Below are 13944 nucleotides of genomic sequence, written 5' to 3'. Positions count from 1 at the left end.
GCCCGATGAGCCTGCAGAACCTGTTGCTGTCCTATGGATTGCGCAAGCGCCTGAAACGCGGCGCGCCGCCCGAGCAGATCGACGTGGCCGGCACCCGCCGCGCGATGGCGCGGTTCGGCCACGACGCGCGCGTGCCGGCGGGCTGGCGCATCGAGCGCTCCGGGGAAGCCGCGCTGCCGGGAGAATGGACCCGCCGCGAGGCGGCGCAGGCGCGGGCCGGAGCGAATGCGGACGTCCCCACGCTGTTCTACCTGCACGGCGGCGGCTACTATTTCTGCACGCCCCAGACGCACCGTCCGCTGACGCTGGCGCTGGCGCGCATGGCCGGCATGCAGGTGTTCTCGCTGGACTACCGGCTGGCGCCCGAGCATCCCTTCCCCGCCGCGCTCGACGACGCGGTGGATGCCTACGCGGCCTTGCTGGCACGCGGCATTTCCCCGGGACACCTCGTCATCGCGGGCGACTCCGCCGGTGGCGGGCTGGCGCTGGCGACCTTGCTGGCGCTGCGCGCACGCGGCATGCCCCTGCCCGGCGGCGCGCTGCTGTTCTCGCCGTGGACGGACCTGGCCGCCACCGGCGCGACCCTGCGCAGCAACGATCGTCACGATGTGATGTTTCACGGCGAGTCGATCGGCCGCGCCGCCCGCCTGTACCTTGGCAACGCCGCGGCCACCGATCCGCTGGCGTCGCCGCTGTACGCCGACCCGGCCGCGCTGGCGGCGCTGCCGCCGCTCTATGTGCAGGCCAGCGACAAGGAAGTGCTGCTCGACGACTCTCGCCGGCTGGTCGAACGCGCCAGGGCGGCCGGCGGCAATGCCGAGCTGCATATCTGGCGCGGCGTGCCGCACGTGTGGCAGCTCTACCATCCCTTCCTGCCGGAAGCCCGGCGTGCGCTGGCCGATGCGGCTGCGTTCGCCAGGCGGATATCGAACGCCTGAATCCCCGCCTTGCCCCATTCCTCAGTGTTTCCCCTGAGCCCGCCACGCAACAGCGGGAAAGCTGGGTGAAGGCTTGCCATGACTACGATGCACAGGCTTGCTCACAGGCCGGACGCGCGTCCGATCCGCGGGCAGCCTCGAAACATCGACAAGACTAGCAAGCCCCGAGGAGATCATCTTGAAAACGAAACACACAGCCCTCGCGCTGGCGATCGGCGCGGCCTGTGCCGGCCACGCCAATGCACAATCGAACGTGACGCTCTATGGTCTCATCGACACCACCATCAGCACCATCAGCAACGCCGATGCAAGCGGCCACCGCCTGACCGGCTACCACCAGCCGGCATGGTTCAGCGGCAACCGCTGGGGCCTGACCGGCGCGGAGGACATCGGCTTCGGCACCAAGGTGATCTTCAAGCTGGAGAGCGAGTTCCAGAGCTACAACGGTGCGATGGATACGCCCGGCGTGCTGTTCAACCGCGACGCCTGGGTCGGCATCAACAGCGATGTCTTCGGCAAGCTGACCTTCGGCCGCCAGAACGCGCTCGGACGCGACCCGATGGCTTCGGGCCTCTATGGCGACCCCTACGGCCCGGCCGCGATCACGACCGAGGAAGGCGGCTACACCAACAACAACAACTTCAAGCAACTGGTGTTCTACGCCGGCAGCGCCACCGGCACCCGCATGGACAACGGCGTGGTGTGGAAGAAACTGTTCGACAACGGCCTGACCGCCGGCGCGGGCTATCAGTTCGGCGAAGTACCGGGCGCGCCGTCGCGCAACACCACGGAAACCGTCACCCTCGGCTACAACGGCGGCAATTTCCACGTCTCCAGCTTCTTCACCCAGGCCAACGTCAATGGCCAGCGCAACCGTACCTATTCCGCCGGCGGCAATTATGTGTGGGGCATCGTGCGCGCCAGCGCCGGTTATTTCCACTACACCGCCGAACAGGGCGCCCTGGGCCAGCGCAAGGACGACGCCTACACGGTGTCGCTCAAGGTCGATCCTGCCGGTCCCTTCGACTACGAGATCGGCTACCAGATGATGAAGGCCGGCAATGCCGCGCTCAATGCCGACGGCTTCACCATCAACGCGTACGGCAACACCGCTGGTTCGACCGCGACCGACAGCGGCCGCAAGAACACCATCTACGGCTCGATCTTCTACCACTTCTCCAAACGCACCGAGGTCTACCTGGCTGCCGACTACATGTTCCTGCAGCATGGCTATCACGCCGCGCAGTCCAACGGCTTCGCGCACCAGAGCGAGTTCGCGGTGGGCATGCGCACGCGCTTCTGATCCAGCTGCATCGGCGCGTGCCTCGCGGCGCGCGCCGGGTTCCAGACTTTCCTTGTCCCGGCCACAAGCCGGGTTTTTTTCGTCCTGGTGCGGGAGGGTGGACACTGCGCCGCGCCGCCGTGCCGGACCAGACCGTAGGCTTCGCTTGCAGTGGCCCCTGGCCAAACCGCCCCTCTCTCCATAAAGGAAGGGGGCGGGCGCTCGCGGCAGTCGGGCAAACCAAAGCAAAAAGCCCACGCCGACGGGGAGCCGGCGTGGGCAAGGGAGATAGCGTCCCCGCGCGTGCGTAGCGATATGGCGGTGCGCCGCCGCGACGCAGAGCTCAGGCCAGGTTGCCAGGCCTCCATTTGAGCAGGTGATTCTCCAGCGTGGTCAGCAGGAAGTCGGCGGCAAGCGCCACCACCGCCAGCACGATCATGGCGGCAAACACGCCGCTGGCATTGAAGGCGCCCTGCGCGGTGGCGATCAGCAGGCCGATGCCTTGCTTGGAGCCCAGGAACTCGCCGACCACGGCGCCGACCAGCGCGAAGCCGAAGCTGACGTGCAGGCTGGCCAGGATCCAGCTCAGCGCCGACGGCACCACCACGGCGAAGGTCAGTTGCCGTTTGGACGCACCGAGGATCTGCGCATTGGCGATCAGGTAGCGGTCGGCTTCGCGCACGCCCTGGAAGGCATTGCCGAACACCACGAAGAACACCATCACCACCGCCAGCGCGACCTTGGAGGCCATGCCCAGACCCAGCGCGATCACGAAGATCGAGCCGAGCACCACGCGCGGGATGGAATTGGCAATCTGGATGTAGATGCTGAACACATCGGCCAGCAGCTTGTTGCGCCCGAGCACGATGCCGCAGATCACGCCGGCGACCGAGCCGATCAGGAAGCCCAGCCCGGTCTCCTCCAGCGTGACCGCCACCTGGGCCAGCAGCGGTCCCTGCGAAGTACCGTTGACGAACCAGTCGTAGATCTGATCGGCGATCAGCGAAGGCATGGAGAAGAAGAAGGGGTCGATCCAGTGCAGCCGTCCCGCCAGTTCCCAGCCGCCCAGCACCACCACCAGCAGGGCGATGCGCAGGGTGATGATCAGCTGGCGGCGCCGGCGCATGGCCTGCCTGGCATCCCGTTCGAAGGCGTCGAGTTCGTCGGCAAGGGCCGTGTTTGCTTCCATGTTCATTTGCATTTGCATTTGCATTGGCGTTGGCTACGGTTGGCGGCGCTGTATCCGCTGAATCAGTCGATGTGGACTTCTTCGCGCAGATCGGCCCAGATCTCGCGCGAGAGTTCGACAAAGCGCTTGTCGTAGCGGATCTCCGACGTCACGCGCGGGCGCGGCAGGTCGATTTCGTAAACCCGCTTGAGGGTGGCCGGACGCGCGGTGAGCACGAAGACCCGGTCGGCCATGGCGATGGCTTCTTCCAGGTCGTGCGTGACGAACACCACCGAGCCGGCGTTCTGCGACCAGAGCTGCAGCAATTCGTCCTGCATCAGCGTGCGGGTCTGCATATCCAGCGCGCTGAACGGTTCGTCCATCAGCAGGATCTGCGGGTTGTTGATGAAGGTCTGGGCCAGCGCCACGCGCTTGCGCATGCCGCCCGACAACTGGTGCGGGTAGTGATTGGCGAACTTGGCCAGCCCGACCTTGCGCACCCATTCTTCGGCAAGGCCATAGGCCTGGTCGCGGCCGGCGCCGCGGAACAGTGGCCCCGCCGCGACGTTGTGCAACACCGAGCGCCACGGGAAGACCGCATCGGCCTGGAACACGAAGCCGATGCGCGGGTCGATGCCGGCCACGCGCTTGCCCATCAGCCGCACCTCGCCGGTGCTCGGCTTGAGCAGGCCGGTGATCAGGCTGAGCGTGGTCGATTTGCCGCATCCCGTCGGTCCGACGATGGCGACGAACTCGCCCTTGCCCACGCGCATGGAGAAATCGCGCAGGGCCACGGTAGCCGAGCCGTCGGGCGCGATAAAGCGGCAGGAGACCCGCTCGAATTCGATCGCCGGGGCGTCTTGCGGCACGGTATTGGTCATGATGGTTCCTTGCAGTCCGCGCGCGCCAGCGGCGCGGACCGGTTGTTCGCCTGGCGCCTTACTTGGCGTGGTCGACGAACTCGTTGGTAAACGTGCGGCCCAGTTCGATGTGCTTGCCCTTGACGGTCGGATCGAACGAGGCGAGCACCTTGAGCACCGTTTCCGGGCCGCCGGCGGGCATCCTGCCGTCGTCCGTGAACATGGCCAGCGAGGCGCCCAGGGCCTTGACGTAGAGCTCGCGGTTATTGCCGTAGTAGTCCTTGGGCATCTTCTGCGCGATCTCCTCGGCGCTGTGGGTCTTGATGAAGTGCATGGTCTTGACGAAGGCGCGCGCCAGCTTCTGCACCTGGTCCTTGTGCCCCTCCACCCAGCTGCGCTGCATATAGAGGCTGGAAGCGGGGTAGAGGCCACCCAGCGCCTGGGTGGTGCCCTCGGCGGTGCGCATGTCGACCAGCACCTGCGCCTCGCCGGTCTTGAGCAGTTGCGAGATGGTGGGCTCGGTGGTCATGCCGGCATCGATGCGGCTCTGGCGTATCGCGGCCATGAAGCTGTTGTCGGCACCGACCGGCAGCACCGTGTACTGGCTGGGCGCAACGCCGGCCTTGAAGGCCAGGTACTGCGTCAGGAAGTTGGTCGACGAGCCCAGGCCCGTCACACCGAGCGTCTTGCCTTTCACATCGGCCATGCTCTTGATCTGGCCCGCCGCGCGCGTGGCCACCATCTCCACCTCGCCCGGCACCTTGCCGAATACCACCACGGCCTCCACATCCTTGCCCTTGCTTTGCAGATCGATGGTGTGATCATAGAAGCCCACCACGCCGTGCACCGCGCCGGCCAGCAGTTCGTTTTCGGCGTCGACCCCGGCCGGTTGCGAAAGGATCTCGACGTCCAGTCCCTCTTCCTTGAAGTAGCCCAGCTGCTCGGTCAGCCTGGCTGGCAGGTAGATGATCTTGGTCGCGCCGCCCACCATGATCGACAGCTTTGCGTCGGCAGCCTGGGCCGCGCCGGCGACCGCAAGTGCGGCAAAGATCAGCGCGAGTGCGCCCTTCCTGTATGGATTCATGTCTGTCTCTCTTGTTTTGCGGCGCCAGGTCTTGGCAGCCGGGCCGTTGGCGGGCTCTGTTCGTTAGGCCCCCGCGCGCTCGCCGCAGCCGCAGCGTTGGGGTCGATACATTCTAGGTAGCGAAAACCTTCACGCAGCTTTCCCCGCCGCTAAGGGAATATCCCGATGCGGCCCGATGTCCCCTGGGGGGCGGGCGGTGGTAAAAGAAGACCCCGGCAACAGCAGATTCCCACCAGGGGCGGTTCATGAAGGTTTTGTTGATCGAAGATAACGCTTCGCTCATCCACTGGCTCGCCAGGTTGCTGAAGGAAGAGCGGTTCATGGTCGATACCACCCAGGATGGCGAGTTCGCCGACCAGTTGCTGATGACGCAGAACTACGACGTCGTGCTGCTCGATCTGCAGATCCCGAGGCTGGCGGGCAAGAACGTGCTGCGCCGGCTGCGCGCGCGCCGCAACAATGTGCCGGTGCTGGTGGTTACCGCCAGTGCCTCGGTCGACGAGAAAGTGGAGTGCCTGGGCCTGGGCGCCGACGACTACCTCGTCAAGCCCTTTGAAGTGCGCGAACTGGTAGCGCGCATCAAGGCCCTGTCGCGCCGTCAGACCGGGGAGAAGCAGGCCGAGCTGGCGTGCGGCGATCTCACCTACAACACCGACACGCGGCAGTTCTATGTCGCGGGCCAATTGCTGACGCTGCGGCTCAAAGAGCATACCGCCCTGGAAATCCTGATGATGCGCCTCGGCAAGACCGTGTCGAAAGCGACCCTGATGGAGGGCGTCTACGCGCTCGAGGAAGAGGCCAGCGAAGACGCCATCGAAATCTATATCCACCGGATCCGCAAGAAGCTCGAGGGCTGCCAGGCAACCATCATGACGCTGCGCGGCCTGGGCTACCTGCTGCAGCAGAAGCAATGATCCACAGCCTGCGAGTACGGCTGCTGATGTGGCTGCTGGTGCCGCTGGCGGTATTTGTCGGCCTCAGCGGCTACGCGTCCTACCTCGGCGCCGTGGATACCGCCAACCGCGTGCAGGACCGCGCGCTGCAGGCTTCGGCCGACGTCATAGCGGGCCATATCGGCTGGGCGGACGGCCGGCTCACGGTGAAGGTGCCGCCGTCGGCGCTGTCCCTGTTCGATTCGCCCTACGCCGACCACGTCTTCTACAACGTGGTCGACGACCGCGGCCAGATCCTGGCCGGCAATCCCGTGTTCGAGCAGCCGCCGATGGCCGGCGCCTCCAGCCCCGTGTTCTATGTTTCGCGTTTCCAGTCGCAGCCGGTGCGCGTGGTGCAAACGTCACGCACCATGTTCGATTCGGGGCAGGCACGCAAGGTCACTGTCACCGTGGGACAGACGATGATCGGCAACCACGAACTGGTACGCGCCTTGCGCATGCCGGCGCTGCTGCGCGAAATGGTGATGCTGGCGCTGGCGGCGGCGCTGGTGATGCTTGGGCTCACGGTCGAACTGCGTCCGCTGCTGCGCGTGAAGGACGAGGTGGCGGGACGCGAGCCGATGGACCTCGTGCCGATCGGAGCCGCCGACCTGCCGCAGGAATTGCGGCCCATCGTCGAAGCCATCAACCAGTGCATCCGGCGCCTGAACGACTATGTGTGCCAGCAAAAGCGCTTTATCGCCGATGCCGCGCACCAGATCCGCACGCCGCTCGCAGTGCTGGGCGCGCAGCTGCAGTTCGCCGCGCGCGTGGACGACGTCACCAGGCTGAGCGAGACCCTCGCCTCGATGGAGTGCAGCACGCAGGCCATGACCAACCTCGCCAACAAGTTGCTGCTGCTATCGCAGGCCGAGGCTGCAAGCAGCGCGGGCACGGCGCAGCCGGGCGCGGACCTGGTGCCGGTGGTGACCGGCGTGCTGGAAGACATGGTGGTGCTCGCCCAGCGCAAAGGCATCGACCTGGGCGCCGAACTGGCGGTCGACAGCGCGCGGGTAGGCGTCAACGAATGGATGATGGCCGCGGTGGTGTCCAACCTGGTCGACAACGCGATCCGCTACACGCCGGTGCATGGCCAGGTCACCGTGGCCCTGGCGCTCGAGGCGGGACGCGCCGTCCTCGCGGTGAGCGACAACGGTCCCGGCATTCCCGCCGAAGCGCGGTCCAGGGTGTTCGAGCGTTTCTATCGCAACGCGCTGCCTGACCAGGAAGGCAGCGGCCTGGGGCTTGCCATCGTCAAGGAGATCGTGCTGGCGGCGCAGGGCCAGGTGGGCCTGAGCGCGGGCATTGGGGGGCGTGGCGTCACATTGACCGTGCGCCTGCCGCTGGCGGCCTGAACGCGGTCCGCTCGAGCCAGCCCTCGCATGGCCGGCGGCCACCGCCGTCGGCGGGGGATGCGCGCGCAGGGACGGGTACGCGCTCAGTCCAGCACTTTGCCGCGCTGCGCCTTGACCTGGCTGCGCTGGCTCTTGCCTTCGAGGCGCCGCATCCTCGACCCGAAGGTCGGCCGCGTGGGACGGCGCGTGCGCGGCGGCACGGCCACGCTGCGCACCAGTTCGTGCAGGCGCCGCACGGCTTCCTCGCGGTTCATCTCCAGGCTGCGATGCTGTTGCGCCTTGATCACCACCACGCCATCGCGCGTGATGCGATGGTCGTGGAGCTGCAGCAGGCGCGCCTTGTGCCCTTCCTCGAGCGACGAAGCGCCGATATCGAAACGCAGGTGGACCGCGTTGGACACCTTGTTGATGTTCTGCCCGCCAGCGCCTTGCGCGCGGATTGCAGTGATTTCATATTCCGTGTGGGGGATGGCGAGGTCGGGCAGCATGGGACCGATGATAGCAAGAGCACCGCGCCTCAGCCTGGCCGGCGTGTCAATACCAGGCTCGCGACGGCCACCAGCACGCAGCCGATCCCGGCCACCTGGGCCAGGCGTACCTGCTCGCCCAGCAGGACCATGGCCAGGATGACCGCCGACACGGGTGCAAGCGCGGTGAAGAGCGCGGCCTCGGTACCGCTCGTGCGCGCCGATCCCGCATACCAGAACAGAAAGCCGCCGACGGTAGGCACGAGCGCGTAATAGACGACCGCGGCTACGGCCTGCGCCGGGAAGCCGGCTGCCCAGGGCGCCTCGAAGACCGCGAACAGCGTCGAAGCAGCCAGGCCGATGCCGGTCATGATGGCCGACAGCGCCAGCGGCGGGATGGCTTGATCGAGGCGCCGGTTCAGCAGGATGAACAGGCCTTCGCAAGCGACCGCGCCAAGGATCAGGGCATTGCCGAGAAAGGAGCGGGCGCTGCCGGACCCGGACGGAAAGGCCACCGCGACAACGCCCGCGGTGGCCAGCCCGATGGCCAGCAGCAGGAAGCGATGGGGCCGCTCGCGCAGCAGCACGATGGCGATCATTGCCGAGACGACGGGCAGCGTGCCGATGATGACGCCGGCATCCGTGGCCGAGGTCAGGCGCAGGCCGGAGATCAGCAGGGTCGTATAGCCGACGCTGCCCGCCGCGGCCTGCACGGCCAGCATGATCCGGTCGCGTCCACCGGGCCTTGGCCATGACGCACCGGTCAGCCGCATCGCCACCAGGAAACATGGCAGCGCGATCGCGAACCTGAGCGCGGTCGCCGTGAACGGCGGCAGGCCGCCGGCAATGATCTTGCTTGCGACCACGGTGCTGCCGACCAGCACCATGGCCAGCGTCAGAAAAATATACCCCTCCAGCTTCCTCGGCATGCGCTGCTCCCGGCTATGGAAAGGCTGCAGCCTAATCAGGCGGCCGCGCCGGGTCTTGAACGAAATTGCAGGCGCGCGCCCGGGGGATGGCGTCAGGCCACTGCCTGGGCATACGCGCGCGGCGACACCCCGTACTTGCGGACGAAAATCCGGGTCATGTGGCTCTGATCGGCGAAGCCGCAGGCCGCCGCCGCTTCGGCCAGCGGCCGGCCTTGCGCGATCAGCCCGCGCGCAACATGGATACGGCGCTGCACGAGATAGGCATGCGGCGTCAGCCCCGTCGCCCTGGTGAAGGCGCGCAGCACCTGGAACCGGCTCAGGCCGGTCACCCCCGCCAGATCGGCGAGGGAAACGGGGGTGGCCGGATCATCGTCGATCAGGCTGCGCGCCCGCTCGACCGCCGCCGGCGCTGCGTCCTCGCTACGCACGGGGCCGGGCTCCGCCACCCGTGCCAGCAATGTGAGCAACAACGCTTCGCGCTGCAGGTCCATGCCGGCCCCGCGGCCCGTCGTGAGAAGGTGGAAGAGCGCCTGGAAGCCGGCGGCTACGGCGGCATCGCTGGCGACAGGCCGGCTGAACTCGCACAGCCTTGTCTTGCCCTCGCTCAGGTCGTGGCTGGCGCGCGCAATCCATGCCGGATCGAAATAGAGCATCCGCCACGAGCGCCCGGCATCGCCGATCGGCGCGCCATCGTGCACCTCCCCCGGATTGACCATGATGGTGTCGCCCGGACCGGCCTCGACCATGCCGCGTCCGCTGCGCGATCTGTGCGCGCCCTGCCAGATGACGCCGATCCCGAACTGCTCGTGGGTGTGGCGGGCAAAGACGTGGCTCGTGCTGGCCTCGACGGCTTGCACGCCGGGCATGTCGCAGCGAAGTATTCGGAACTGTGTTGAACGCATTTTCTCTCCACCCCGGCTCCGGGCTTGCGGGACACATCATGCCATCACCCGCCATATCGCAGGCAGGTTACCGGTCGCGGGCAGCGAAGCCGGCCGGGCGGGGCGGGAGAGCTAGCGGCCCGGCGACAGTTCGCCCCAGGCCACCAGGATGCGCTGGATGCTGCGCGCGTAGGCGTCGCGCTGGGCGGGGGATTCGGAGTGGTACGCGCCGATTGCCCGCCACGTGTTGCCGTGCCTCACCATCTTCTGCTTGAGCAGCCAGGCGGCGACGTAGATGTTGACGCAGGCATCGGTCAGCGCGCGGCTAGGCACGCCCTGGCGGGCCAGGTCGCCGAAGTGAATGGAGTTGATCTGCAACTGCCCGACGTCGATCGACCCGTTCGCGTTGCGGTTCACCGCGGCGGGGTCGCCCTTCGATTCGAACCAGGCGATGGCGCGCAGGACCGAGGGATTGACGCCCTGGTAGACGCCCGCCTGCTCGAAGCAATCGTGCGCCCTGGCGGCCCCATGGCACAGCGACAGGGACAAGGCCAGCGCGGTGCCGGCCAGCTTGCCGGCGTGCCCGCGGCGCGGGCGCGGGGCGTTAGCGGGCACGATTGATGCCTTCGCCTGCCAGATGCGGACGGCGGTCGTTCAATGGTCCCGGCGCGGACGACTGTTGCAGGGCCTGGTCGAGCTGACGTCCGACCGTATCCAGGTACGCACGCGAGGTATCCGAGACGACCAGGCGCACCACCGGCGCGAAGCTCTTGTGTTCCTGCACCGGCAGCGCCGCCTTTAGCCTGGCCCTGCCCGCATGGCCCGTGCGCGGCACGGCGGGCTCCTCATTGCCGCTCGCGGGCGGCAGCATCGCCAGGGAAGGCAGCGGCGGATAGACCTTGTCCGCAGCCGGCGCCGCCGTGGCCCCGGCGCCCGGCTCGATGGCAAAGGCCGGCGTGACCAGCATCAGGCTGACTGCAAGCAGAGTGAGGCGGTGCATCGGCTGTGACTCCTTATTGCGCCGGCTTGATGGTGACGCTGTACGGCTGGTTCGTGCCGGCCGTCAGGTTCTCGAGGTGAACCGCGACCGTCCGCTGCGCCGGCACGCCTTTCCAGATCGCCTGGTTGAGGTACGGCAGATCCTGGGCAAGCGCCGTGATGACGACAATGGCCGGCTGTTTCTGCCGGGCCGCCAGCGTGCCCGCCTTGGCAAGCACGGCCGCGAGTTGGGCATCGCGTGCGCCAAGCGCGTCCGGCGGGATCGTGAAGCTGGCAATCGCACCCGCCGGCGCCGGCGTGCCCAAAGTCGCCGGGGATTCGGATAATTGCGCGCAACCGGCCAAAGCGAGCAGCACGGCCGCGCCCGCCAGCGGCTTCGTCAGGCGCAGGCTGCCAGCGATGCGCAAGGCGCGCTTCGCCATGTGCGGATGAAGCGGCGCCCGACGCCCGGCCGGAGCCCATGCGCGGGGCGGCTCTTCTACGATATTGCACATGGAATGGCTTCCCGAAACGATTGGATGGATTCGGGCTGCAATTTACCCGCTGGGTCCAGGGGTCAAAAGGCGCAATTCCGGGGAAATAAAGCGTCTATTTTGCGGTTGACAGGCCCTCGGCCAGGCAACCGCAAAGCCCGTCCGCGACGCCATGCGACGGGCATGGCACTTTCGCACCGGGCACGTGCTCGACATGCCGCCTGCCGCCAGCCCGGGATGCGCCTTGCGTCATAGCGGGCGCGCGCCGCCGGGACGACCCGCGGCGGTCCACGCCAGCCGAAGGCCGGTCCCGGCATCGGGGACTGTCGCAGTGACACAACGCGCGGGCTGTAATGTGATGACCTGGGCTGACGCGGGGAACGGAAATGGCGTTTGGTATCTATTATTGGCGAGCGCCTTTTATCCGATGGGCAGGCATTAATCGCCACCATGACGTGGGGATTTAATCATCCCGGCGACGCATTTGCCGATTACGCGACTCGCAAAGTGCAAAACCAAGGTCAAACAAGGCTGCGCGGGCTCAATCCGGGCCACGCCAGGTGAAATTTAGCTACAGTGCGGGCCTGCCGACAGGCCAGCTTCGCGCGAAGACTTGAGCGCGCGGTTCGATTCCCGCTGGCTCCACCATGACATCGCATCACCAACGACAACGAACGTAAGCAACCGGCGAACCCGCATTGACAACCAGACAATGGAGGTGGCCGATGTCCAGCGCTGCGGCAGGAGATCGGCGATGTCACCGATCTTCTGGGTAGGCAGGTGCGTGGGCACATCCGTTGCCCCCTCCAACGAAGCATTTGCCGCGCGGCATTCGCTAACCTGAAAACTGCCCCGAGCTGGTTCGCGCTGTGCCGAATGTTGCCTCGCCCGGGTCGCCCGGCACCAGGCATCACTTCTTCTTCCTGGGATCGTCGGCCGGGTTGACATAGGTGATGCCCCAGGGCCCCGCCACGTTGATCTGGATGACGGTTTCCTCCTTGGTCCAGCCAAAGTGGTGCATCTTGGGTGGCATGACGATCAGGCTGCCGGGGCCGAGCGGCGAGGTCTTTTCCGGGTCGAGCTTGTCGCCCATGCCATAGTTGAACGTCCCGGAAAGCACGGTCACCCGCTCCACGCCAGGGTGCCAGTGCGCTGCCACCTTGCTGTCCGCGGGAAGCTTGATCCGGGCCGTGATCGGCCCTTTCTTGTCCATCTGCCCCTCGAGGACGGCGACTTTGGCACCCGGTATGAGCGGCAGGTCCGCCCATTTGATCTCGTCGGGGGTGACCATGGTCACGTGGCTCGCGGGGGCGGCCCATGCCGCGGACATGGTCAGGCAGGCGCCGAAGACCAGGGTGGCAATCGGGGGAAGCTTGTTTTTCATGGCGCGTTCCTTCCTGAGGTGGCAGCCAGACCGGTCGGAGCGGTGCGAGGACGGCACCGACTTCTTCATGCCGTCTCTCACCCGATTCCGCCGCCAGCCGCGCTGGTGACATCCACTGCATGGCAGGTTCAGGCATGCAGGCTCGGGTTTCATCATCGCCCAAAGCAACAATTTGATGCATATCGCGGGCCACCCGCGGTGGGAGGCCGATGGGCGGGCGACTGGCGTTCGCGCGACGTGCCTGTTGCACGGTAAATCGGCGAATGCGTTTCATTTGTGTGACGCCGGCCGGCCAGGTTCAGAACCAGGGATCCGCTGGCGAACGCCAGCCCCCGCAGGGAAGCGGGGGACCCAGAACGCGCGAGAAGCCCACCGAGCGGGGGGCACGATAGGATTGCCGCCACCGCGCGTGTCGGGCGGCGCGGCGCGGCGGCTGGCGAGTCATTGACCTCCAACAGCCGATCCTGCCGTGGCCTCACCTCATTGCGTGCGAACGCCGCCGCCCCCGCCTTCGCCGCGTCGCCGAAGCCGCCAGTGTTGTGGGGGATGATCCCCATTAATTGCGGCGGCACGCGATGTGCCTGGCGCAGTGGGTGGCGCCGCTCACCGCAGCGCCTGCGCTGAAGTCAGGTGCAATTTAGGTGCAGTCTGAACTGCTCGCATGCCGAGCCACCACGCCCACGCAGGTGCCAAAAATCAGTTCGCCGGCACAAGGATTTTCAAAACGTGCCGCTGATTCGACCCGCACCAGATAAGGCTCCGCGAGTCATCAGGAAGCGCAAAGCGGCCTTCGCCGCCGACGACGGGCGCTGCTTTTGCCCCGGTGGCGCGACTTGAAGGCGCTGATTGACTAAGTTCCGCGCCATACGCGCGCGGGGCGGCCGGACTCAAAGGCCCACCGGCCTTTGGTCAGGACCGGGGGATGTTCCACATCCCTTGGCTATGAATTTACAAATTATCCAGATATAGATAATATGTACAGATAGATCGCACCTCTGGGTGCCTGCAGGCAGCAAGAGCTGCTCGAGCAGGAACAAGAAAGCGGCCCGCGGTTTGATTGAGACTTTCGCACCAGTTGCAATCTGACCGGCATGGCACCGCAGGCCATTACGATGGCACGCCTACCCAGCGGCGTGCTATCGATGCTCAGGGGCCCCAGAATCCATCGGCCCTGACAGCGCCTTCAATCTAA

At 66.6% G+C, this 13944-nt stretch carries 14 protein-coding genes; 4 read left to right on the top strand and 10 right to left on the bottom strand.

The genetic code is table 11. The features are described 5' to 3' along the window. The first annotated feature begins 5 nt into the window (after positions 1–5). The gene (locus AC3FOF_RS13105; protein ID WP_488726838.1) at positions 6–938 is read left to right on the top strand and encodes an alpha/beta hydrolase; all 933 of its coding nucleotides are present in this window, start codon (positions 6–8) and stop codon (positions 936–938) included. Positions 939–1116: 178 nt separating this feature from the next. Further along, complete coding sequence (locus AC3FOF_RS13100; RefSeq protein ID WP_017224879.1) at positions 1117–2241, top strand: porin; 1125 nt, start codon at positions 1117–1119, stop codon at positions 2239–2241. A gap of 322 nt (positions 2242–2563) precedes the next feature. Here AC3FOF_RS13100 and AC3FOF_RS13095 read toward each other — a convergent pair whose 3' ends face one another. The 3 genes from AC3FOF_RS13095 to AC3FOF_RS13085 are packed head-to-tail and all read right to left on the bottom strand — an operon-like array spanning position 2564 to position 5332. Continuing rightward, entirely contained in the window at positions 2564–3427 is an 864-nt protein-coding gene (locus tag AC3FOF_RS13095) for an ABC transporter permease (RefSeq protein ID WP_035807170.1), read from the bottom strand. 44 nt (positions 3428–3471) lie between these two features. After that, on the bottom strand, positions 3472–4269 hold the full coding sequence (locus tag AC3FOF_RS13090) for an ABC transporter ATP-binding protein (protein WP_017224881.1): 798 nt from the start codon (positions 4267–4269) through the stop codon (positions 3472–3474). Positions 4270–4327: 58 nt separating this feature from the next. Continuing rightward, complete coding sequence (locus tag AC3FOF_RS13085) at positions 4328–5332, bottom strand: ABC transporter substrate-binding protein (protein ID WP_017224882.1); 1005 nt, start codon at positions 5330–5332, stop codon at positions 4328–4330. A 245-nt stretch (positions 5333–5577) separates the two neighbouring features. On the opposite strand from AC3FOF_RS13085, the gene AC3FOF_RS13080 reads away from it, so the two are divergent. Both AC3FOF_RS13080 and AC3FOF_RS13075 read left to right on the top strand, forming a co-directional pair. Beyond that, on the top strand, positions 5578–6246 hold the full coding sequence (locus tag AC3FOF_RS13080) for a response regulator (RefSeq protein WP_017224883.1): 669 nt from the start codon (positions 5578–5580) through the stop codon (positions 6244–6246). Further along, positions 6243–7619 carry a sensor histidine kinase N-terminal domain-containing protein gene (locus AC3FOF_RS13075; RefSeq protein ID WP_488726837.1) on the top strand — a complete coding sequence of 459 codons (1377 nt, stop codon included), beginning with the start codon at positions 6243–6245 and terminating at the stop codon, positions 7617–7619. The genes AC3FOF_RS13080 and AC3FOF_RS13075 overlap by 4 nt, the downstream gene beginning before the upstream one ends. A gap of 83 nt (positions 7620–7702) precedes the next feature. On the opposite strand, the gene arfB is transcribed toward AC3FOF_RS13075, so the two are convergent. The 7 genes from arfB to AC3FOF_RS13040 form a co-directional block, all read right to left on the bottom strand. After that, positions 7703–8107: an alternative ribosome rescue aminoacyl-tRNA hydrolase ArfB gene (gene arfB / locus AC3FOF_RS13070; protein ID WP_488726836.1), complete on the bottom strand. Its 405-nt coding sequence runs from the start codon at positions 8105–8107 to the stop codon at positions 7703–7705. Positions 8108–8136: 29 nt separating this feature from the next. Next, a complete protein-coding gene (locus AC3FOF_RS13065; RefSeq protein WP_488726835.1) occupies positions 8137–9015 on the bottom strand; it encodes a DMT family transporter in 879 nt (292 codons plus the stop codon). A gap of 92 nt (positions 9016–9107) precedes the next feature. Continuing rightward, complete coding sequence (locus AC3FOF_RS13060) at positions 9108–9917, bottom strand: AraC family ligand binding domain-containing protein (protein ID WP_488726834.1); 810 nt, start codon at positions 9915–9917, stop codon at positions 9108–9110. Between the two features lie 111 nt (positions 9918–10028). After that, positions 10029–10511 carry a lytic transglycosylase domain-containing protein gene (locus tag AC3FOF_RS13055; protein WP_488726833.1) on the bottom strand — a complete coding sequence of 161 codons (483 nt, stop codon included), beginning with the start codon at positions 10509–10511 and terminating at the stop codon, positions 10029–10031. Further along, positions 10501–10896: a hypothetical protein gene (locus tag AC3FOF_RS13050; RefSeq protein WP_488726832.1), complete on the bottom strand. Its 396-nt coding sequence runs from the start codon at positions 10894–10896 to the stop codon at positions 10501–10503. Before AC3FOF_RS13050 ends, AC3FOF_RS13055 begins: the two co-directional genes overlap by 11 nt. A gap of 13 nt (positions 10897–10909) precedes the next feature. Next, complete coding sequence (locus AC3FOF_RS13045; protein ID WP_276266259.1) at positions 10910–11317, bottom strand: hypothetical protein; 408 nt, start codon at positions 11315–11317, stop codon at positions 10910–10912. Positions 11318–12278: 961 nt separating this feature from the next. Next, positions 12279–12752, bottom strand: coding sequence for a cupin domain-containing protein (locus tag AC3FOF_RS13040; RefSeq protein WP_017227349.1), 474 nt, complete (start codon positions 12750–12752; stop codon positions 12279–12281). Between the last annotated feature and the right edge of the window lie 1192 nt (positions 12753–13944).

Source organism: Cupriavidus sp. 96C5-1, from assembly GCF_057798855.1.
Note: the sequence above shows the minus strand (reverse complement) of the source record. Positions and strands in the feature narration are given on the sequence as shown.